Source organism: Peribacillus frigoritolerans, assembly GCF_040250305.1.
Taxonomy (GTDB): domain Bacteria; phylum Bacillota; class Bacilli; order Bacillales; family DSM-1321; genus Peribacillus.
In genome coordinates this window covers 2,935,506-2,955,297 of record NZ_CP158190.1, presented here as the reverse complement: position 1 = coordinate 2,955,297, position 19,792 = coordinate 2,935,506, and the positions used below count along the sequence as shown (strand labels likewise).

At 38.8% G+C, this 19,792-nt stretch carries 21 protein-coding genes; 16 read left to right on the top strand and 5 right to left on the bottom strand.

Annotation, left to right across the window (positions count from 1 at the left end; all coding sequences use genetic code 11):
• The first annotated feature begins 65 nt into the window (after positions 1-65).
• From ABOA58_RS14510 to ABOA58_RS14490, 5 genes are all read left to right on the top strand, one after another.
• Positions 66-614, top strand: a complete 549-nt coding sequence (locus tag ABOA58_RS14510) for a GNAT family N-acetyltransferase (RefSeq protein ID WP_350298951.1) — start codon at positions 66-68, stop codon at positions 612-614.
• Positions 615-832: 218 nt separating this feature from the next.
• Positions 833-2,290 carry a CoA-acylating methylmalonate-semialdehyde dehydrogenase gene (locus ABOA58_RS14505; protein ID WP_350298950.1) on the top strand — a complete coding sequence of 486 codons (1,458 nt, stop codon included), beginning with the start codon at positions 833-835 and terminating at the stop codon, positions 2,288-2,290.
• A 71-nt stretch (positions 2,291-2,361) separates the two neighbouring features.
• Entirely contained in the window at positions 2,362-3,702 is a 1,341-nt protein-coding gene (locus ABOA58_RS14500) for an aspartate aminotransferase family protein (RefSeq protein WP_350298949.1), read from the top strand.
• A gap of 284 nt (positions 3,703-3,986) precedes the next feature.
• The gene (locus tag ABOA58_RS14495) at positions 3,987-4,601 is read left to right on the top strand and encodes an NUDIX hydrolase (protein ID WP_101225421.1); all 615 of its coding nucleotides are present in this window, start codon (positions 3,987-3,989) and stop codon (positions 4,599-4,601) included.
• Positions 4,602-4,695: 94 nt separating this feature from the next.
• Positions 4,696-5,493 carry an endonuclease I family protein gene (locus ABOA58_RS14490; RefSeq protein ID WP_350298948.1) on the top strand — a complete coding sequence of 266 codons (798 nt, stop codon included), beginning with the start codon at positions 4,696-4,698 and terminating at the stop codon, positions 5,491-5,493.
• 60 nt (positions 5,494-5,553) lie between these two features.
• On the opposite strand, the gene ABOA58_RS14485 is transcribed toward ABOA58_RS14490, so the two are convergent.
• From ABOA58_RS14485 to ABOA58_RS14475, 3 genes are all read right to left on the bottom strand, one after another.
• A complete protein-coding gene (locus ABOA58_RS14485; protein ID WP_350298947.1) occupies positions 5,554-6,612 on the bottom strand; it encodes a lactonase family protein in 1,059 nt (352 codons plus the stop codon).
• 149 nt (positions 6,613-6,761) lie between these two features.
• Complete coding sequence (ade, locus tag ABOA58_RS14480; protein WP_350298946.1) at positions 6,762-8,513, bottom strand: adenine deaminase; 1,752 nt, start codon at positions 8,511-8,513, stop codon at positions 6,762-6,764.
• A 31-nt stretch (positions 8,514-8,544) separates the two neighbouring features.
• Complete coding sequence (locus tag ABOA58_RS14475; protein WP_350302878.1) at positions 8,545-8,997, bottom strand: nucleoside deaminase; 453 nt, start codon at positions 8,995-8,997, stop codon at positions 8,545-8,547.
• Between the two features lie 258 nt (positions 8,998-9,255).
• On the opposite strand from ABOA58_RS14475, the gene ABOA58_RS14470 reads away from it, so the two are divergent.
• The 10 genes from ABOA58_RS14470 to ABOA58_RS14425 all read left to right on the top strand — a co-directional run bounded on the left by ABOA58_RS14470 (position 9,256) and on the right by ABOA58_RS14425 (position 16,455).
• Positions 9,256-10,158 carry an AEC family transporter gene (locus ABOA58_RS14470; protein ID WP_350298945.1) on the top strand — a complete coding sequence of 301 codons (903 nt, stop codon included), beginning with the start codon at positions 9,256-9,258 and terminating at the stop codon, positions 10,156-10,158.
• Between the two features lie 235 nt (positions 10,159-10,393).
• Positions 10,394-10,804 (top strand): hypothetical protein, encoded by a 411-nt coding sequence (locus tag ABOA58_RS14465; RefSeq protein ID WP_350298944.1) that lies wholly within the window; start codon positions 10,394-10,396, stop codon positions 10,802-10,804.
• Between the two features lie 422 nt (positions 10,805-11,226).
• Positions 11,227-11,955 carry an amino acid ABC transporter ATP-binding protein gene (locus ABOA58_RS14460; RefSeq protein ID WP_048687119.1) on the top strand — a complete coding sequence of 243 codons (729 nt, stop codon included), beginning with the start codon at positions 11,227-11,229 and terminating at the stop codon, positions 11,953-11,955.
• A 19-nt stretch (positions 11,956-11,974) separates the two neighbouring features.
• The gene (locus tag ABOA58_RS14455) at positions 11,975-12,802 is read left to right on the top strand and encodes a transporter substrate-binding domain-containing protein (protein WP_101225415.1); all 828 of its coding nucleotides are present in this window, start codon (positions 11,975-11,977) and stop codon (positions 12,800-12,802) included.
• Positions 12,803-12,907: 105 nt separating this feature from the next.
• A complete protein-coding gene (locus ABOA58_RS14450) occupies positions 12,908-13,546 on the top strand; it encodes an amino acid ABC transporter permease (RefSeq protein WP_350298943.1) in 639 nt (212 codons plus the stop codon).
• Between the two features lie 14 nt (positions 13,547-13,560).
• A complete protein-coding gene (locus ABOA58_RS14445) occupies positions 13,561-14,211 on the top strand; it encodes an amino acid ABC transporter permease (RefSeq protein ID WP_034307000.1) in 651 nt (216 codons plus the stop codon).
• Between the two features lie 231 nt (positions 14,212-14,442).
• Positions 14,443-14,724 carry a DUF4190 domain-containing protein gene (locus ABOA58_RS14440; RefSeq protein ID WP_350298942.1) on the top strand — a complete coding sequence of 94 codons (282 nt, stop codon included), beginning with the start codon at positions 14,443-14,445 and terminating at the stop codon, positions 14,722-14,724.
• A 111-nt stretch (positions 14,725-14,835) separates the two neighbouring features.
• Entirely contained in the window at positions 14,836-15,156 is a 321-nt protein-coding gene (locus tag ABOA58_RS14435; RefSeq protein WP_048686335.1) for a type II toxin-antitoxin system HicB family antitoxin, read from the top strand.
• A 644-nt stretch (positions 15,157-15,800) separates the two neighbouring features.
• Positions 15,801-16,223: a nucleoside 2-deoxyribosyltransferase gene (locus ABOA58_RS14430; protein ID WP_350298941.1), complete on the top strand. Its 423-nt coding sequence runs from the start codon at positions 15,801-15,803 to the stop codon at positions 16,221-16,223.
• A 109-nt stretch (positions 16,224-16,332) separates the two neighbouring features.
• On the top strand, positions 16,333-16,455 hold the full coding sequence (locus ABOA58_RS14425) for a hypothetical protein (protein WP_272492815.1): 123 nt from the start codon (positions 16,333-16,335) through the stop codon (positions 16,453-16,455).
• A gap of 399 nt (positions 16,456-16,854) precedes the next feature.
• On the opposite strand, the gene ABOA58_RS14420 is transcribed toward ABOA58_RS14425, so the two are convergent.
• Complete coding sequence (locus ABOA58_RS14420) at positions 16,855-17,598, bottom strand: L,D-transpeptidase family protein (RefSeq protein ID WP_350298940.1); 744 nt, start codon at positions 17,596-17,598, stop codon at positions 16,855-16,857.
• Between the two features lie 225 nt (positions 17,599-17,823).
• Here ABOA58_RS14420 and ABOA58_RS14415 point away from each other — a divergent pair, with 225 nt between their 5' ends.
• Complete coding sequence (locus tag ABOA58_RS14415) at positions 17,824-18,273, top strand: YueI family protein (protein WP_350298939.1); 450 nt, start codon at positions 17,824-17,826, stop codon at positions 18,271-18,273.
• A 231-nt stretch (positions 18,274-18,504) separates the two neighbouring features.
• On the opposite strand, the gene ABOA58_RS14410 is transcribed toward ABOA58_RS14415, so the two are convergent.
• Positions 18,505-19,572: an AI-2E family transporter gene (locus ABOA58_RS14410; protein WP_350298938.1), complete on the bottom strand. Its 1,068-nt coding sequence runs from the start codon at positions 19,570-19,572 to the stop codon at positions 18,505-18,507.
• Positions 19,573-19,792 lie beyond the last annotated feature (220 nt).

The window sequence follows — 19,792 nt, the reverse complement described above, 5'->3', positions numbered from 1 at the left end:
TGGGTAAGCGATTGCTTAAAAAAATCTTGCTATAATACTAATAATCAATGGAATGGGGTGTATTCATGAACGTGAAAGACATATATGGACAGCTGCCTATTATAGAATCAAAACGTTTGGTCATGAGGAAAGTCACCATGAATGATGCTGAAGACATGTTCGCTTATGCATCCAACAGTGAAGTTTCCCGTTACGTTACATGGGAAGCTCATCGTTCCCTAAGTGACACAAAAGATTTTATCAAATTTATCCAGCAAAATTATGAGGATAAGAAAATCGCTCCATGGGGCATAGAACACAAGGAAAGTGGTAATTTGATTGGTACTATTGATTTTGTTTCATGGCAGGTTGATCATCATAGTGCAGAAATCGGGTATGTGCTTGCACCCGAATATTGGGGGAGTGGCTTGATGACGGAGGCAGCGCAAAAAATAATCGCCTTTGGCTTTGAAAATATGAACCTAGTTCGTATACAAGCAAGGTGCTTCGTTGAAAATTTGGGTTCAGAGCGGGTCATGCAAAAGGCTGGTATGTCTTTTGAGGGAGTCATAAGAAAAGGAATGTTTGTTAAGGGAAAGCATCAAGACTTAAAGCTATATTCCATTATAAAATGATGGCTTTGAAGTCTGCTGATTAAAGAAGAAATAAGGAAAAATACATCGGTTTTGACAGCGGGAATTTCTGTTCATGATTATAATGAATATTGGAAAATCAAAAACGAACAATATGTGCAAATATTGAATCAAAAACTATACAAAACGTCTAATGTAAAAAGTCCGTTTGAAAAATATAATGAAACTATAAAATCGTGTTGAAATGGAGGGTTTCTTTAATGGCAGTAATAAATGAAGTAAAAACGTTGAAAAATTATATCGGTGGCAAATGGGTGGATTCCACAACATCGAAACATGAACAAGTGCCTAATCCAGCAACAGGAGAAGCTTTGGCGATCGTTCCCCTTTCAACAAAGGAAGATGTAAACCAAGCGGTGCAGGTTGCTAAAAAGGCGTATAAAGAATGGAAAAAAGTCGCCGTTCCAAAAAGAGCCCGCTTCTTATTCCGTTATCAGCAATTATTGATAGAACACTGGGATGAGCTTGCTAAGCTGGTCACAATCGAAAATGGAAAAAGCTATACAGAAGCATATGGTGAGGTTCAGCGTGGGATTGAATGCGTGGAGTTCGCAGCAGGTGCGCCTACCTTGATGATGGGCAGCCAGCTTCCTGATATTTCCCCAGGTATTGAATCTGGCATGTATCGTTATCCAATGGGTGTCGTTGCAGGGATTACGCCGTTTAATTTCCCGATGATGGTGCCATGTTGGATGTTCCCGCTGGCAATAGCTTGTGGAAATACGTTTATCTTAAAACCTTCAGAACGGACACCGCTATTAGCCAACCGTCTTGTGGAATTATTGACAGAAGCCGGTGTTCCGGATGGTGTTGTCAATATTGTCCATGGTGCCCATGATGTCGTGAATGGGATATTGGAACATGAAGACATTAAAGCGGTATCATTTGTTGGATCCCAGCCTGTCGCAGAGTATGTATACAGAACGGCAGCTGCCAATAAAAAACGTGTCCAGGCTTTATCAGGAGCGAAAAATCATTCAATCGTCATGCCTGATGCGGATTTGGATAATGCGGTAACGAACATTACGAATGCCGCTTTCGGATCTGCAGGCGAGCGCTGCATGGCTGCGTCAGTGGTTGTTGCGGTGGGAGAAGTGGGAGATTCACTCGTTGAGAGATTAAAGGCTGCAGCGGATGACATCAAGATAGGAAATGGAATGGATAAGGACGTTTTCTTGGGGCCTGTGATTCGTGATACTCATAAAAAGAGAACAGAACAATATATTGAAATCGGGGAGAAAGAAGGAGCTGTCCTCCTTCGTGATGGCAGGAATGAAGGCGATCAGGAAAATGGCTATTATGTTGGACCGACATTATTTGATCATGTAAAAACAAACATGAAAATATGGAGGGATGAAATTTTTGCTCCTGTCTTATCCATAGTACGGGTCAATACCCTTGAAGAAGCAATTGAATTGACCAATCAATCCGAATTTGCCAATGGTGCCTGCCTCTATACGGATAGTGCAAAAGCCATCAGGGAATTTCGCGAAGAAATTGATGCAGGGATGCTTGGCATTAATCTTGGGGTACCCGCGCCAATGGCATTCTTTCCATTTTCCGGCTATAAAAGTTCATTTTATGGAGACCTTCATGCCAACGGGAAAGACGGAGTGGAATTTTACACTAGAAAGAAAATGTTAACGGCAAGATACTGATAGGAAAAAGGGGGTCGGCTCAAATTGTGGTCGGCCTTCCTTTATACATCTTTTTAGGAGGAGTGTAGCTTATGCAGGTTGAAAAACAGGGTCAGGATCTTAAAGCGATGGATGGTAAATATGTGTGGCATCATATGAAAGGGGCTGATCCCACCCCTGGGGCAATGGTGATAAAAAAAGGGCAAGGAGCATGGATTACGGATGTTGATGGGAATCGATTCCTGGATGGGATGTCAGGTTTATGGTGTGTCAACGTTGGCTATGGCCGCACGGAACTGGCTGAAGCAGCTTACGAGCAACTGAAGGAACTTCCTTATGCCCCTTTAACGAATAGCCACATTCCGGCTATTAAGCTAGCAGAGAAATTAAATGAATGGCTTGGTGGGGATTATGTGATTTTCTTCTCTAACAGCGGTTCAGAAGCAAATGAGACTGCCTTTAAAATTGCGCGGCAGTATCATCAGCAAAAAGGTGAACATGGACGTTATAAATTCATTTCGCGTTATCGCGGCTATCATGGCAATTCAATGGGTGCCCTGTCAGCTACCGGGCAGGCGCAGCGAAAATATAAATATGAACCGCTTGCCCCAGGATTTCTTCATGTATCACCGCCAGATTCTTACAGAAATCCTGAGTATGAAAGCGGTGAAAAAAGTGCAGCGGAAATTGAACGTACCATTACATGGGAGCTGAGCGAAACGGTGGCTGCGGTCATCATGGAACCAATCATCACTGGGGGCGGAATTTTAATGCCACCTGATGGTTATATGAAACGTGTCAAAGAAATTTGTGAGAAAAATGGTGTCCTTCTCATTTCGGATGAGGTCATTTGCGGGTTTGGCCGTACTGGTAAGAGATTCGGATTTATGAACTATGATGTAAAACCAGACATCGTAACAATGGCTAAAGGAATCACGAGCGCTTATCTGCCATTATCCGCTACAGCCGTCAAACGTGAAATTTATGAAGCGTATATTGGTTCTGACGTATATGACCGCTTTCGGCATGTAAATACATTTGGAGGCAATCCGGCTGCATGTGCCGTCGCTTTGAAGAATATTGAAATATATGAAAATGAAAAGCTTATAGAACGGTCTAAGGAGTTAGGGCTACGCTTTCTGCAAGAGTTTGAAGAAATCAAAACTCATCCCAATGTTGGGGATGTGCGAGGGAAAGGCATGTTGGTAGGGATTGAACTAGTGGAAGATAAACTGACAAAACAACCGATCGAACTTTCCAAAATCAATAAAGTGATTGCATCATGTAAAGAAAAGGGGCTGATCATAGGTAAAAATGGTGATACAGTCGCAGGTTTCAATAATGTCCTGACTCTTGCTCCCCCACTTAGTATAACTGAAGAGGATTTTTCATTCATCATAACGACGGTAAAGCGAACGCTAGCTGAACTATGAAAATAAGGAGAAAAACCTGAATATTGAATTAATTTCTTGCGCGTACCTGTTGATACACATACTATGCTTTTTAAATGGTACTGATACGTTTATTTTTAGCACCGTTCAGAACTTTGAACGGTGCTATTGTCTTTGACAAGGAAGAATAAGAGGAAAAGGAATCTAGTAGAATCAAAGGCAATATTTTGGAATCGTTTTCCTTGCTTAGTTATAGCAGATGTTCGAAAATGGAATGATAAGGAGTAGTAGAAACTCAATATTAACCGACAGAAGAGGTGAGGGACATGAATAATGAAGATATAACAAAAAAACTAACATTACATATCCCTGAAATTTTAGGGAGTGGGAATTTTTCAAAGTATGCTGTATTGGTTCCGCTTCTAGAGAAAGAAGATGGAATTCATGTACTTTTCGAAGAACGTTCACACAAACTGAGGAGGCAGCCGGGGGATATATGTTTTCCGGGCGGGAAAATAGACAAGTTGGACCATGATGAACAGGCGGCGGCCTTAAGGGAAACATATGAGGAACTTAATTTGAGAAAAGAAGATATCGATAATGTCTTTCCTATCGATTATTTGGTATCTCCATTTGGGATGATCGTCTATCCTTATGCAGGGTTTGTTCGTAACCATCAACGGATAATACCCAATCCAGCTGAGGTGGAAACCATTTTTACGGTCCCGCTATCCTTCTTCATGGAAAAACCGCCAGAAATTTACCATGTGGAATATAAAGTGGAACCGCATGAAAACTTCCCCCATGATTTAGTCGTTGGCGGGGAGAATTATAAATGGCAGCCGAAACAGATGGAAGAATATTTTTACTTATATAATGGTCGGGTAATCTGGGGAATGACGGCGAAAATCCTTACCCATTTTATTGAAATTCTTCGTTAGACACTTCTAAAGCACCTTTTTTTTTCGGTCTATTTCTATTAAGCTTTAATTATGGTAAAAGTTAGGTTTTTAATAGAAGCGGGGGGATGAGTAGATGAAGTATAGTTTTGAAGTACTTGAAAAAGAACGGGAAATGGCAATGGCTGCACTAGTCAACTTCAATGATAACCGCGAATACTATGATGAAACCAAAGATCAGGAACTTAAGCTAGCATACTACAAAGATGGTTCATTGGACCGGGAAGGATTGAAGGACCTACTTGTGGCAACCCATAAAAACCAGCTGAACTACTCACCGCATCGTCATGTTTACCCATGGGTGGACTTACAGGAAAATGGCCAGCTGAAAAGTCTGTATTCCGGTAAAGGGATGGATCCCGTACAAGTGATTGAGGAAGATATCCGTATACTGGAAGTGTTGTCAAGAGATATTGAATCAACAAATTCGGAGAACACTCTCGTTAATTGTGAACATGTAGTACCTCAATCATGGTTCGATAAAAAAGAACCGATGAGGGGGGATTTGCATCATCTGTTTGCCTGTGAACCAACGTGTAATAGCAGCCGTAGTAACTATCCATACCATGATTTTGAGGATTATATCCCTGAAAGATCCGCTGCCGGTATAAAAGCGGGTTGCGGGAAATCAGACGAAAGTAAATTCGAGCCTGAATATGGAAAAGGAATCGTGGCGAGGGCATCTTTGTATTTTTTACTCAGATATGAGGGAATCATCGATAGCGGCAAAATCGACCTAGCGCTGCTTTTGGAATGGCATCGGCTTTTTCCCGTCAGCACTTATGAAAAACATAGAAATCAGGCTATACATGAAATGCAGGGTAATCGTAACCCATATATAGATTTTCCCGAAATGGCGGAGATATGGAATTAAAGAAAAATCTTAAAAAGAGGATTGAAGCTGTAGTACAAGCTTTAATCCTCTTTTTAAAGATTATAAGAATTTTACGCAAACAGGGAAGGGAACTTGAACATCCTTTTGCAATAATGTTAATTTTCCGTCATGTTCATTCCGTGCATATAGTGTCAGGTTTCCTGATTGTTCATTAGAAGCGATCAGGAATTTTCCGCTAGGATCCAATGAAAAATCACGTGGCCAATGACCTTCGGTAGAAACCAGATCCACGAATGCCAGTTTGCCTGTTTCTTGATTGATTTGGTAAACGGCAATACTATCATGTCCCCGGTTTGCGGCATATACGAATTGCCCGTCATCAGAAATATGAATGGCGCTTCCTTGGTTATTTTCCTTAAAATCTTCCGGGACGGTCCGAACAGTTTGTAATTCAGAAAAACTTCCAGTTTGACTATCGAAGCTCAAAACAATGACTTCTGGTACCAGTTCTGCCATAACATATGCAAATTTTCCGTTTGGGTGAAAAGTCAGATGCCGTGGTCCGCTGCCGGGAGCAACAGATAAGCTGTTTACTTCTTCCAAAACCCCACTATGTATTTTATAGGTTATTACTTTATCTATCCCGAGGTCGACTGCAGCAATGAACCTTTCATCTGGTGTGAAACCAGCGAAGTGAGTGTGTGCTTTTTCCTGACGTTCTTCATTCGGTCCTTGACCTTCATGTTGAACAGTTGATGATACAGGCAAAGGGGTCGCATCGTCATGAAGCGGATATGATTCAATCACGCCTTCTCCATAACTGGAAGTGACCAAAACCTGTTTCTTGCTGTCGACACTTATATGGCAGGAAGAGCCATTTGGTGTCAGTTGTTTGCCCAAGAAGGTAAGCTCACCTGAATCTTCATTAATCGAATAGGCTGAAACTCCTCCACTGCCCGATTCTTTTAAAATGGCGTAGAGATTCTTTTTGTCCTGGCTGATGGCGACATAAGTCGGATCGGTCAATTCTGCTGCAAGAACCGGTGTGCTGAGTTTTCCTTTTGCTGTATCTAAAGTAAATCGGTAAATACCTTTGCTGTTTCCTTTTGTGTAAGTGCCTATGTATCCAATAATGTTCTGTTGATCATGTTTTACCATATTTATCTCCTCCAAGAAAGATTTGTGTTTATTTTTATTTTAACATAGATGATACCCATATATCCTTTTCCCGTATTCTGTTGAGTTGGAACCTTTTTTTATTTAGAAGTTTTTGGTGCGAAGAAAAAACCCCGACTAGGGGGTCAAATTTAATCGACTGGCTTTGAGGCTTCGATGGGTATATGCCTAAACTCAGAAACGGAAAATAAACCCTGATCCGTCAGTTTGATTTCAGGGATGACAGGTAACGCCAAGAATGCAAGTGTAAGAAAAGGGTTGAAATGCCTGTTAGCACCGAGTTTCAATAGGGCTTCATCGATTTTTTTCAATGAATGGACCACATCCATATAATTACATTCACTCATCAATCCAGCTATTGGAAGGGGAAGGGAAGCGAGTATTTCCCCATTTTGGATTACGGTCAATCCACCCTGCATTTTTTTGATTTCCGTTGCTGCCAGCAGCATATCCTGATCATTCGTTCCGGCAATGATCAAATTATGTGAATCATGGGCTACTGTAGTGGCAATTGCACCTGATTTCAACCCGAGCCCTTTGACGATTCCAAGACCTAATTGTTTGGTCAGATGATGCCTTTCAATTACAGCTAGTTTTAAATGATCAACATGTTCGGAGAAATGGAATAGTCCATCATGATTAGGTGTGACCGGTTCAATCGCATGCTTTGTAATCAAGCTGTTTGGAGTTATTTCAATAATATTAGCTAACTCATTTTTAAAAGGTATCGCCAAATCATCTTTGGTTATTTCATGAAAATGAACGGAGTGCTTCAACCCGTCGTCAACAACCTGTTTCCTATCATCTGGAAAGTTAAGTAAATGATTATTATGAACCATTAGCTTTCCATCTTTAAAGACCGAGTGGATGTTGATAGAATCAAGATCATCCAATAGAAGGAAGTCTGCCTTGTATCCAGGTGCAATTGCACCATGTTCCTTTAAACCAAAGCATTCTGCTGCATTAATGGTCGCCATTTGAATGGCGGTAATTGGCGGGACACCTGTTTCTATGGAAAGTCGAACGTTGTGATCGATACTTCCTTCAGATGCAATATCATCTAGGTGCCGGTCATCGGTGACGAATAAACAACGGCGGGAGTTCTTCTCGTTAATAACCGGAATCAGGTTTATTAAGTCTTTGGCAACCGTGCCTTCCCTGATCATAAGATACATTCCTTTACGCAGTCTTTCTTTTGCCTCTTCCGCAGTAGTGCATTCATGATCCGTTTTTATGCCTGCACTCATATAAACATCGAGCTGTTGTCCGGATAATCCGGCTGCATGGCCATCGATGCTTTTGCCTAGTCTATTTGCATCGTATATTTTTTGCAGCATATCCTCCTCCGTATGTGAAACAGCAGGGAAATTCATGACTTCGGCTAAACCGAGCACCCTCGGGTTTTGATAAAATGATTTTAAATCTTCACTTCTTAAGACAGCACCAGAATGCTCAAACTCCGTAGCAGGTACGCAAGAGGGCATCATGAAGTAAAAGTCAAAAGGAAGTTCATCGGATTGTTCAATCATATATTCCATGCCCTTTTTGCCAGAAACATTGGCAATTTCATGAGGATCTGCAACGATGCAGGTCACACCATGTAAAAGTAGGATTTTTGCGAGTTCAGAAGGCCTGACCATCGATGATTCAATATGGACATGGCCATCAATGAATGAAGGGCATAGGAATTTTCCTGCAGCATCGATTTCCGAAATACCCTCATAACGCCCAATTCCAGCAAAGTAACCATCGACGATCGCAATGTCGCCTGTATAGATATCCCCATTGAAAACATCTATGATTTGCCCGTTTTTAATGACGCTATCTGCTGGAGTTCTTCCTGCTGCAACGTCAATTCTCCTTTTAAGCAAGTTTTTTTTCATATTCGTAACCCCTTTGGCAAAATATATCCGGTTAATACTTCACTTTTTCAGTATTGGTTTCCCATGTTCGGAATGGTAAATCATGATCATTAAAAGACAATTGTTTCATTTTAATTCTGCGATTTTCCATTGGCAGGGCAAGTTCTTGGTATATAAAGTGATCATCAAAACCAATAATTGCAGCGTCTTCTTTAGTGCATGCGTAATAAATGGCTTTTGGACGTGCCCAATAAATAGCACCGATGCACATGGGGCAAGGTTCGCAGCTAGTGTATATTTCACAATCTGTAAGCTGGAAGCTGTCGAGGTTCCTGCATGCGTCACGAATCGCCTGTACTTCGGCGTGAGCAGTAGGATCGTTGGCCGTTGTCACATTATTACATCCTCTGCCTACGACATTGCCATCTTTTACGATTATAGCACCGAAAGGACCTCCGTTCTTCGCCAATACATTTTCATTTGCAAGCTGAACAGCCATCTCCATGAATTTTACATCCAATAAAAACACCCCTTCATATATATTTATAACCCAAAGTACTGATGTTACGTTTAATAACGTAAATATAATAAACAATATACCATATGCATGGGAAAATGGAATATTATTTTCTGAAAATAAAGAAAAATCAGTTTGTGTTAGAATATATGACGTGCAAGCAAAATGGTTTAAAAGATTTTTTACAAATAATAATAAAACTGATATTGTTAGAAGAAAATCATTGGGATTATGAAGGTGATGTGCATGGGGTTTTTGGGAGTTCTTTTACCGATATTCGGTATTTTTGTTTTAGGGTTCATCGGTCAGAAAAAGTTCAAACTTGATACAAAATCGATTTCCACGATGGCATTATATTTAATGTCACCTTTTCTTGTGTTCAGGACTTTTTATTCCGCAGAATTTACGATTAATTATTTCTACCTGTTCTTATTCACGATAGTACTTTGTCTTTCTCTTATACTGGTGGTCTACATCATATCTTATTTTCGCAATTATACAGTCACTGAGACGAGCGGCATGATATTGGCATCGGCATTCATGAATAACGGAAATTACGGAACACCCGTCATTTTCCTGTTATTCGGAGCCGCAGGACTCGATTATGCAATCATCCTTATGGTGGGACAGCAGTTAGTGATGTGCACGATCGGCATTTATTTCGCAGCAAAGGGCAGCCCGGAAGGTAACGGAGTTCAAACGGCGATTAAAGCAGTATGTCGAATGCCAATTGTTTATGGAGCTATTGCCGGTACAGTATTTCAGTTCGTTAACATACCTTTAAGCAATTCGGTTATGGAAGCTATTAACCTTGTTGCAAATGCAGCGATCCCCACAATAATGATTACACTGGGAATGCAGCTGGCCAACATTTCGCTGAAAAAAATAGCCTATCGGAAGCTATCAGTTTCGCTGGTCCTTAAACTTGCCGTGTCACCGGCCATTGCCTTCCTGTTATCTCTCGCCTTGCCAGTGGGTGAAATGGTCAGGCATATCATGATCATCGTAGCTGCCATGCCAACGGCGGCCAACACTACGATGTATGCGCTCCAATTCAACACGGAGCCTGAATTCGTATCAAGTGCTACGTTCATAAGTACATCATTAAGCCTGATTACTCTGCCAATCATCTTTTTCTTTGTATTATAGGAGATTATCATTCTAATTATGTGGGCAAACTTATTATATACAAGAAGCGGAGGAATCCTGCCTAATTAAAAGTGGGATCCGGAAAGATTATATGAATAACCCTTGAACTCGCGGTTAGTGAACGGACTTGGCGACTGGATTTAGGTGTCCAAAAATTTTCATTTAAATTTAAAGGGCAAGCTTGTTAAACATGGCGTTTACTTTTTTAATGCCTGTATTTGATTGGAGGGGTTTTATGTTCCAGACTAAAATTGAACTGACTAATACTGGAAAGATTGATACCATTTTAAAGGGAATCGTTCTGAAAACCTATGAAGAGTCACTAGAAGAAAAACTCTTGCTATGTATGGAGTGCGGTGATGTCGATTTTTATATCGCGTATTCAAATAATGAGGAACTTCAGGATGCGATAAATGAAAACTTTGAAATTGATGAATGTGGTGAAATCATGAACATAGATGAACATCAGGAACTTATGGATGATTTATACGATTATTTCTTGATCATACATAAGGAAAGTGATTTGTTTGATTTTTTTCCAGCAGGTCCATATACTCACGGCGGGGAAATCCGTGAATCTGATACGGATATGCTGGCGCCGAGGGGTTTATATTCAGCGCCATTTGAAGACGCGATAAAGGAATGATGAAAAAGACAGCGATTGCTGTCTTTTTGTATTTTTAAGAGCTGATTAAGCCCTCGGGAAATAAATATTTTTTTACAAAAAGAGGGAATTTTTTAATAGGATATCAGTTTAAATTTATCAGTTTTATGAAATATAGCAATAATATCATGAAATATAATATCGTTTTTAACAATTTAAAGTTTATATGGTAATTTTAAGAAATATTATATATAATAAAAAATGTGAATATTGAATATATTATTTAAATTACTAGTTTAAAATAACAATAAAAATGGACTATTCACTTTGAATTATGAAATATTGGGAAATAATATTTGAAGAAAGGATTATACATAAGATTTGTTTCGAGTTAAGAGAGTGCTATATTACGCTTTTAGAATTCTGATTATTATAAATTTTCAGTTTTGGGCAGGGGGCTAATTATGATAGTTTTTGACCGAGTGAATAAGTATTATGGTGATTTCCATGTATTGAAAGAAATTAATCTTACAATTAAGAAGGGGGAGGTGGTAGTGGTCATCGGTCCTTCCGGTTCAGGGAAAAGTACACTGCTTCGATGCATTAATCGTCTAGAGACCATTTCGCAAGGTTCCCTTTCCATAAATGGTCTAAATGTAGCGGATAAAAAAACGGACATAAACAAACTTCGTCGGAATATCGGTATGGTTTTCCAGCATTTTCACTTGTATCCCCATAAAACAGTGCTCGAGAATATCATGCTTGCTCCCAGGAAGGTTCTAGGACAATCTGAAGAGGAAGCGAAAAAGATTGCACTGAAGTATCTGGACAAAGTGGGGATTGGAGATAAAGCGAATTCATTTCCTTCTCAGCTTTCAGGTGGACAGCAGCAACGGGTAGCGATTGCCAGAGGTTTGGCAATGGGCCCCGAAATCATGCTATTTGATGAACCTACCTCAGCCTTGGATCCAGAAATGATTGGCGAGGTACTGGATGTAATGAAAGCACTTGCCCATGAAGGAATGACGATGGTCGTGGTCACGCACGAAATGGGATTTGCCCGTGAAGTAGCGGATCGAATTGTATTCATGGACGAAGGCAGGGTTTTAGAAGAGGCATCACCGGCTGAGTTTTACGCCAATCCTCGTGAAGAGAGGGCTCGTTTATTCCTTAGCCGTATATTAAATCATTAAAAAAACAGGGGTGAATTACATGTTGAAGAAAAAGAAATGGTTAAAATTATCTTTGCTATCCTTACTGGCTGTCATTTTATTAGCTGGATGCGGCGGGGGGAACGATTCAGACAAAGCTGAAGAGGGTGGAGGCAAAGACAAAGAAAAAGATGTTCTCGCACAAGTGAAGGAAAAGGATAAGATCGTTTTTGGGGTGAAAAATGATACAAGGCTATTCGGATTGAAGAATCCTAGTACAGGAGAGGTTGAAGGCTTTGATATCGATATTGCCAAAGCTCTTGCAGCAGAAATCCTTGGTGATGAGAATAAAGTTGAATTTAAAGAAGTGACATCTAAAACCAGGATGGCATTATTGAATAATGGTGATATTGATGCGATTGTAGCGACCATGACAATCACGGAAGATCGTAAAAAAGAAGTAGACTTCACTGATGTTTATTTCGACGCCGGACAATCTTTGTTAGTCAAAAAGGGCAGCGATATCAAGGGTATTGATAGTTTAAAAGGTAAAAAGGTATTGGCTGTCAAGGGCTCTACTTCTTCCATAAATATCCGTGAAAAAGCTCCTGAGGCACAAGTGCTTGAATTTGAAAACTATTCCGAAGCGTTCGCTGCACTTAAATCCGGACAAGGAGATGCATTGACCACGGATGATTCCATCCTTTATGGAATGGCAGATGAAGATCCAAGTTATGAGCTTGTTGGCGGTACATTTACGGAAGAACCTTATGGAATTGCCGTGAAAAAAGGAAATGCCGAATTTGTTGAAGAGTTGAATAAAGCCCTTAAGTCACTTAAAGATTCAGGCAAGTACGATGAAATCCATGATAAATGGATTAAACATTAAACATTTTAGCAATTGATAAGGAAAGCTGACCTAAAATAACATTTGAACATTTGTCTGTGAGGATGAGCGCTTTGCTCATCCTTACTAGTTAAAGGAGTGTATGCCGTGCTTGATTTCTCCATTTTAACAGAGAATCTGGATATGTATTTATTAGGCTTTAAAAATACGATCATGTCGAGCTTGGTCGCGTTGATAGCGAGTTTGATTCTTGGTGTGCTAATTGCCATCATGCGGATTGCGCCAATAAAGCTACTAAACTGGCTGGGTACCGCCTATGTCGAGTTCATTCGGAACATACCGTTATTGATCATTACCTTTTTCTTCTTTCTCGGTCTTAAACTAAGCGGTCTATACGCCGGGACATTAGCCTTGACCATTTACACATCATCTTTCATAGCTGAGGCAATTCGAGCAGGTATACTTTCTGTGCCAAAGGGTCAAATGGAAGCTGCCCGTTCTTCAGGCCTGACATATGGACAGGCAATGAGGTTCGTCATTCTGCCGCAGGCCGTTAAAATAGTCATTCCTCCTTTAGGAAACCAATTTATCAATCTAGTAAAGAATTCTTCCATTTTAGCCGTTGTTGCAGGACTCGATCTTATGTACCACGGGGATTTGATTTCTTCAAGGACATTTGTCGTGTTTGATGTGTACATTTTCGTTGCAGCGTTTTACTTAATTCTTACCATTCCTTTAAGTTTTGGCGTTGGTTATTTGGAAAAACGTCTGGCTAAGAGTAATTGAGGGAGGTATAAGATATGGATTTTGCAGGTGCCTATACACCAGATAATCTTAAGTTTTTATTAGAAGGATTTTGGGTAACGCTCCAGGTAGCTTTTATATCCATTATTCTAAGTTTCATTATTGGCGGCCTTGTAGGTATAATCCGATACGCAAAAGTGCCGGTGTTATCACAAATATTAGCTCTGATTGTAGAAACGGTTCGTAATTTGCCTCTGTTATTAATAATATTTTTTACCTATTTTGCTTTGCCGGAGATACGGATTAAACTGGAAATCATTCCAGCAGCCATAGTTGCCTTGACAATTTTTGAGTCAGCCATGCTTTCTGAAGTCATTCGAAGTGGGCTAAAATCCATTGATAAAGGCCAAATGGAAGCTGCCCGTTCATCAGGATTGAGCTATACACAGGCATTGATACATATTATTCTGCCCCAAGCGCTGCGCCGTATGGTTCCTCCCATTGTCAGCCAATTCATTTCTTTATTAAAGGATACCTCTTTAGCTGTTGTCATCTCTTTGCCGGAGCTGACCCATCATGGTCAAATCATATATGGACAAAGTCAAAAGTATTTAATACCGATTTTGATCCTGGTGGCTCTCATGTACTTCATTGTGAATTATAGTCTTTCTTTGGTAGCCCAGAGACTTGAATTGAAACGAACCTAAAAAAACGGCTCAGAAATGAGTCGTTTTTTACTTGTCTACGAGGTTCGGAAGTGTCTCACCCTCAACCTTGTTTTAAAAGAAGACTCGATTATACTCCATGATCCATACAGTCGGCGGAAAGGGAGCGGACTTCTGGAATCAACTGGAATATTAGTGATGAATGAGTACACAAAAAATGAATCTTTTGCTTTTAATAACCGTATATATAATGGAAGAAAGAAGGTGGAATGCATGTCGGAAATTAAAAGAAGCAATAGCAAAGCAATTGTATCATTGATCATGGGGGTATTATCCCTGTTTATTCCATTCGTAGGCATCATATTAGGTATTCTCGGTTTAATATTTGCATCGAAGAGTAAACAAGAAATTAAGCTTACTGGTGAATCTGGAGATGGATTGGTGACAGCCGGAAAAGTGTGCAGCATTGTAGGTATAATCTTGAATGTTCTCGTGATTCTGATTTTCCTGGTGTTTTTTTATTTCACAGTAAATACGGACATAACAACCTATTGAGTGCTAAAATTAACTTGACAAAACAAAGAAAAGTAAATTAAACCTATATAAAATGGAAATTCATGTTATAATTAATATAAAAGCCTAAATTTTGTATGAAGGGATGATATTTTGACCATTCAAATCTTTGAGTACCCAGCCGTATTCTATTATGAAAAACACCCGTTAATTATCGACTCTTTTTCCGTTCAGGTTTGTTTCCCGGATTTTAGGCGAGAAGGAATTATTTCTTCCGTTAGCGGTAGGAATCGGGTAGATGCCTTAGCTTGTGCTCAAGAATTGCTGGAATCCATGGTCGAACATTTTATTCACGATAAAAAAACAATTCCGGATGCAAGTGAAATGGAAAAGGTAAATCTGGATAGGGGAATCAATATTTGTGAGGCTGCACCCTTCAGGATTGAAATAGAAAATATCACATATGAAAAATAAAAAACCTTGCCGGTTAAAGGACAAGGTTTTTATTTTGTATTTCTTGAAATTCTATGGAAATTTTGTAACTCGGAATGTCAATACGTACATAGTATTATTTTTTGTAGTAATGAGAACTCGACGGTGATCTTGATTCCCTGTATAAAATACCCCGGATCGACTTCACTTTCATTTATGATTTGGTGAAAGATATGTTTTCAGAGTAGGACGCCCAAGTATTTATCCAGGAGAAAGCACCATCATCACCTCAAGTTTTAATCATTCTATTTAAAACAATGAAGACTTTTGGAAAAAAGGGTTCTATCTAAAAGTTAAACAAAGTTGATTGGAGCGGGTGTGCGAGACTCCTGCGGGAAAAACGAGTCCTGGGGAGCCCGCGGAAAGCGAGTGCCTGGAGAGGAAATTAACAGTCTAATTGTACAAACCCCTAAAAAAACAGGCAAACTCGATTTTCATTGAGTATGTCTACAGTCTGAAACCATCATGACCTGTAAAGGAATGATGGTTTTTTATTTCGCTTAAAATTTCCAATTAATTATTTTTTAATTTTTGGGAAAGGATATTGCGTTCTTTATAACGAATATGTATAGTATAGGTAACGTAGGTAAAAAGTATCAATAGTTATATTTTTTGGAGGTGTATGTGTGAAATATTATATAGCATCAGATGAAAAAAATTTAAAGCAAGTCAAATCATTGATCAAGAAATTGACTTCAAAAGGGTTTACATGTGTGAATGACTTGAATTTAATTACGAATGATGAGAAAAACCAAATAACGGACGGCATTGGAGAATATGAGAAAAAGGGGATTGAGGAAGCCGATTTCATGCTGATCTTCCTAACAGCAGGAAAAGGTAATCTATATGAGCTTGGATATGCTTTGTCTTTAAATAAGAAAATTATTGTGTATTCACCTGAGAAAGACAATTATCATATTAATAAAAAATCAATATTTCATAATCTTCCCGAGGTAACAATATGCAGCGGGACCTTTTATAAGCTGGTTAAATTGATACATACGCTTTCTCCGGAAGGATCTGAAAAGGATTCTCTGCATCTAAAATAATTGTCAAATGTAAAATTTAAAGGATACCCTCTAATAATATATCTTTTGAACGAATTGTTTAGTGTATTAAAAATGAGGGTAAAACCATTAAAAAAGGGAGAGGACTGTTTTGGCCATTATCGATATCGACCAATTATTGTTAGCCACTGAAGCGATTGCAGAAGAGTCAGTTCCATTCCATCTTGATACATTTGACATCGATCAACTTTTAGATAAAACGGATAATTGGTAAGGAAAAGCATGCCCAGAGAGGATATGCTTTTTTTCTGACTGAAAATAACCTGATTACCGGTATGAAAAAAATACAAGTAATCAGGCAAGTGAGGATATTTTAAAGAATTGGATAAAGTTAAAACCGTCGTCCTTTTACGAATCCTAATATCACGAACATCGAGATGGTGCCAATAACAAAAATTGCTTTAATGGAATTTACGAGAATTTCATCGTACATTTGTATTACCTCCTTGTATGTAATGACAGTGCGATTATGATTAGCTGTTGATGTATAAATTATAACATAAAGTCAATAACTGATGGTGGAAAATTAAAGACGATATGGGTAATAATGTATAGGCCGGAAAGTTAAAACACAAAAAAGATATCCTCTAAAAGTGGATATCGGCAATGAAAATTATTTAAGTCCAAGCGCTTTTTTCGTTTTTGGTCCGACGATCCCATCAGAAGTAAGCTTTTTAGAACTTTGGAATTTTTTTACAGCTGTTTCTGTGTTTTTTCCAAATGACCCATCTACTCCTTTAGTGCTGAATCCAAGTTTAGTTAATCTTTTTTGCAGTTCAATTACTTGGGGGCCACTGCTTCCTTTTTTTAGGGTAGAGTTGGTATTTACAGGTAGGCTCACAGATCCGCTCACTTTATATCCATTCGTTGCAGCTATGTTGGCAAATGATTTATTCGAACTGGCTATCAAGACTACAGTGTTCATTCTCACCCTATCGTAAAGCCATTGAACATCATTGTTATACATACGAATACAACCGGCACTTATATATTTCCCAATGGTTGTAGAATCATTATTGCCGTGTATTGCGTACGTATTTCCTGGTGTATTCCTTGCATTGATCCCCAGCCATCTTTTACCTAGAGGGTTTTTTGGGTCTCCGCCTCTAATGTTGCCTTTATAATAGGGACGATTCACAATCTTTGTCACTACCTTGAACTTTCCTTCAGGAGTGTAGGAGGCTTTCTTACCAGTCGCCACGATAAATACCCTCACCAATTTATCATTTTCGTAATAGGCAAGCTGATTATTGGTTTTATTGATGATAATCAGTTGTCTTGCTGCCGCACCTGAAGTATTACTGAACCCCAAAAAACTAAAGGCGAATATCAATACAAATACAATTAATTTTTTCATGTTTTTCCCCGTCCCTCATTTAAGCAACCTAAATTTACACATATACTATCCTATGCATGAAGTAAGGCTAAAGTGACATTTTTTTAAAATAAGAGTAGACTAATTAACTATGGGAAAAGTCAAACTTAGACCAAATTTCACTTTTATGCATACTTAAAGAATGATGGGCACTATTTTTGGCCATATTACATACATTATTGAAGTGAAAGCGGAGGAGGAAAAGAATTGTCACGCCTAAATGTGGAGGACTATCTAGAACAAGGAATCCATGGTCCAAAAGAAATAAAGCCAGGCGAACGAAGGGAATTTCTGGGCACATTACGGGAGCGCGTCGTCATCGTACTAAAAAAAAGCCAAGTCTTTGAAACGAATGTATATCCCGAGATAGAGCAAATGATGAAGCAGTATCCCCGTTCCAATTTGTTTTTAAATGGTCAGATGGACTATCAATATTTAGGGAAATATATTAAATTGGCAATGAGTCATAATATTCCTTATAAAATTGTCCTAAACAAAGATCACAACTCCGATTTGGGTTTGGTATTAGCAGAAAATAATGCCATAAACAAAGAGGAAATTCATATCGAGAAGAAATTTCATGCCCAGCAAGTTATCAAAAAGAAAAGCTTCAAAGCGTTTTTCAAACGCTTTGTTAAAAAATTATTAAAACGTTGATAGAATTATCAACGTTTTTAGTTTGTCTACAAAAGGAGGCACGGAAGAAGGTTATCCTTCTTGTTTTTTACTGTTTTATGTGGATGAACCAACTGGAACGTTTTTAAAATCAAAAAACTGCAGGCAAACTCACCTATCCTAAAGTTTGTCTACGTCTGAAAAGTTGATGAATGATTTTTGTTTTTATTTTTTATAGCGTCTTTAATTAATTGTGTAGACAACCATTCCTGATTATGCAACCCTTTTCCGTAAGTTATAAAACTTCCTGAAATTTCCTATAATCGTTTTTACTACGGAATAAGTGGGGATAGCGATTAAAATGCCAATGAAACCGTATATTGATCCTGCAGCAAGCAGCAATAAGATAATGGTAAGTGGGTGAATGTTAAGACGTTTTCCCATAATATTCGGTGTAACCAAGTGCCCTTCGACTTGTTGAACAACGGTAAGGACAATGAGTACTTTTACTGCCAACCCAATGTCTTGCTGTAAGGCAATGAAGAGGGCAGGGATGATGCTTATTAATGGACCAAGGAATGGTACAACGGTAAAAATCATGGCGAATAGGGCTAATACAAGTGCATAATCGAGACCGATAATAAGGTAGCCAATATACATTAAAGTCCCAATGACGATTGATATGATGAATTGACCGATAATATAAGTTGAAAGGGTTTTATCGACGTCTTTTAAAATCGTGTTTCCCTCTGATTCTACATCGGTCGGAATATATTTTAATAGAAATGGTCTTAATTTATCTCCATCCTTCAAGAAATAGAATAAAATGAATGGTGTAATGACCAATACTGTTAATACACTAGTGATCGTGGAAAAAATCGTATTGACATTCACTATGAGTTTTTCAGAGTAATCTTTCAAATGTGTGACCGCTTTTTCTTTCCATTCTTCCATATTAACCATGCCAAAATCATTTTTTTCAATCATGACTTCAGATTCTTTAGAGAATTCCTTCACTTTGCTGGGTAGGTTTTCAGATAATTTTTGAAATTGGTCCACGATTACAGGACTGCCAAAGTAACCTACCATCCCAACCATACTAAATATAATTAAAAAAACGATGAAGATGCTAGCTGACCTCGGGATAAATTCAGTTAAAAAGTTAACGACCGGCCGTAATATATAGTATAAAAGCCCAGCCACAATAATAGGGAAAAACATGGCAGCAATGATTTTTTGTAGCGGCTGCAGAACATAATCAATTTTACCTAGTAAAAAAATAATTAAAATGATCAAAATGATCGCGCATGCATATTTGAAAAACGGTTTATTGATCCACAAGACAATCCCCCCTAATTCCATCTCTTACTTGATTCCCTGATTTAGCTTAATGTTAAACTAAATAACTTGTTCAAATTGTTTGGGCTGACCAGAAGGAAATGGGAATACAGCCTGTTAAAATAGTGGCAAGCAAACGAAAACAAGACTTTCATTGCAAAATGAAGGTCAACATAAAAAAATATTTGGTCACTATGACTTTTACCTGTCCTCACGTTCATAA

Excerpts from the sequence above, each read along its gene's own strand:
- ABOA58_RS14510 (WP_350298951.1), top strand. The coding sequence starts at position 66 with ATGAACGTGAAAGACATATATGGACAGCTGCCTATTATAGAATCAAAA.
- ABOA58_RS14505 (WP_350298950.1), top strand. The coding sequence starts at position 833 with ATGGCAGTAATAAATGAAGTAAAAACGTTGAAAAATTATATCGGTGGC.
- ABOA58_RS14500 (WP_350298949.1), top strand. The coding sequence starts at position 2,362 with ATGCAGGTTGAAAAACAGGGTCAGGATCTTAAAGCGATGGATGGTAAA.
- ABOA58_RS14495 (WP_101225421.1), top strand. The coding sequence starts at position 3,987 with ATGAATAATGAAGATATAACAAAAAAACTAACATTACATATCCCTGAA.
- ABOA58_RS14490 (WP_350298948.1), top strand. The coding sequence starts at position 4,696 with ATGAAGTATAGTTTTGAAGTACTTGAAAAAGAACGGGAAATGGCAATG.
- ABOA58_RS14485 (WP_350298947.1), bottom strand. The coding sequence starts at position 6,612 with ATGGTAAAACATGATCAACAGAACATTATTGGATACATAGGCACTTAC.
- ade (WP_350298946.1), bottom strand. The coding sequence starts at position 8,513 with ATGAAAAAAAACTTGCTTAAAAGGAGAATTGACGTTGCAGCAGGAAGA.
- ABOA58_RS14475 (WP_350302878.1), bottom strand. The coding sequence starts at position 8,997 with ATGGAGATGGCTGTTCAGCTTGCAAATGAAAATGTATTGGCGAAGAAC.
- ABOA58_RS14470 (WP_350298945.1), top strand. The coding sequence starts at position 9,256 with ATGGGGTTTTTGGGAGTTCTTTTACCGATATTCGGTATTTTTGTTTTA.
- ABOA58_RS14465 (WP_350298944.1), top strand. The coding sequence starts at position 10,394 with ATGTTCCAGACTAAAATTGAACTGACTAATACTGGAAAGATTGATACC.
- ABOA58_RS14460 (WP_048687119.1), top strand. The coding sequence starts at position 11,227 with ATGATAGTTTTTGACCGAGTGAATAAGTATTATGGTGATTTCCATGTA.
- ABOA58_RS14455 (WP_101225415.1), top strand. The coding sequence starts at position 11,975 with ATGTTGAAGAAAAAGAAATGGTTAAAATTATCTTTGCTATCCTTACTG.
- ABOA58_RS14445 (WP_034307000.1), top strand. The coding sequence starts at position 13,561 with ATGGATTTTGCAGGTGCCTATACACCAGATAATCTTAAGTTTTTATTA.
- ABOA58_RS14440 (WP_350298942.1), top strand. The coding sequence starts at position 14,443 with ATGTCGGAAATTAAAAGAAGCAATAGCAAAGCAATTGTATCATTGATC.
- ABOA58_RS14420 (WP_350298940.1), bottom strand. The coding sequence starts at position 17,598 with ATGAAAAAATTAATTGTATTTGTATTGATATTCGCCTTTAGTTTTTTG.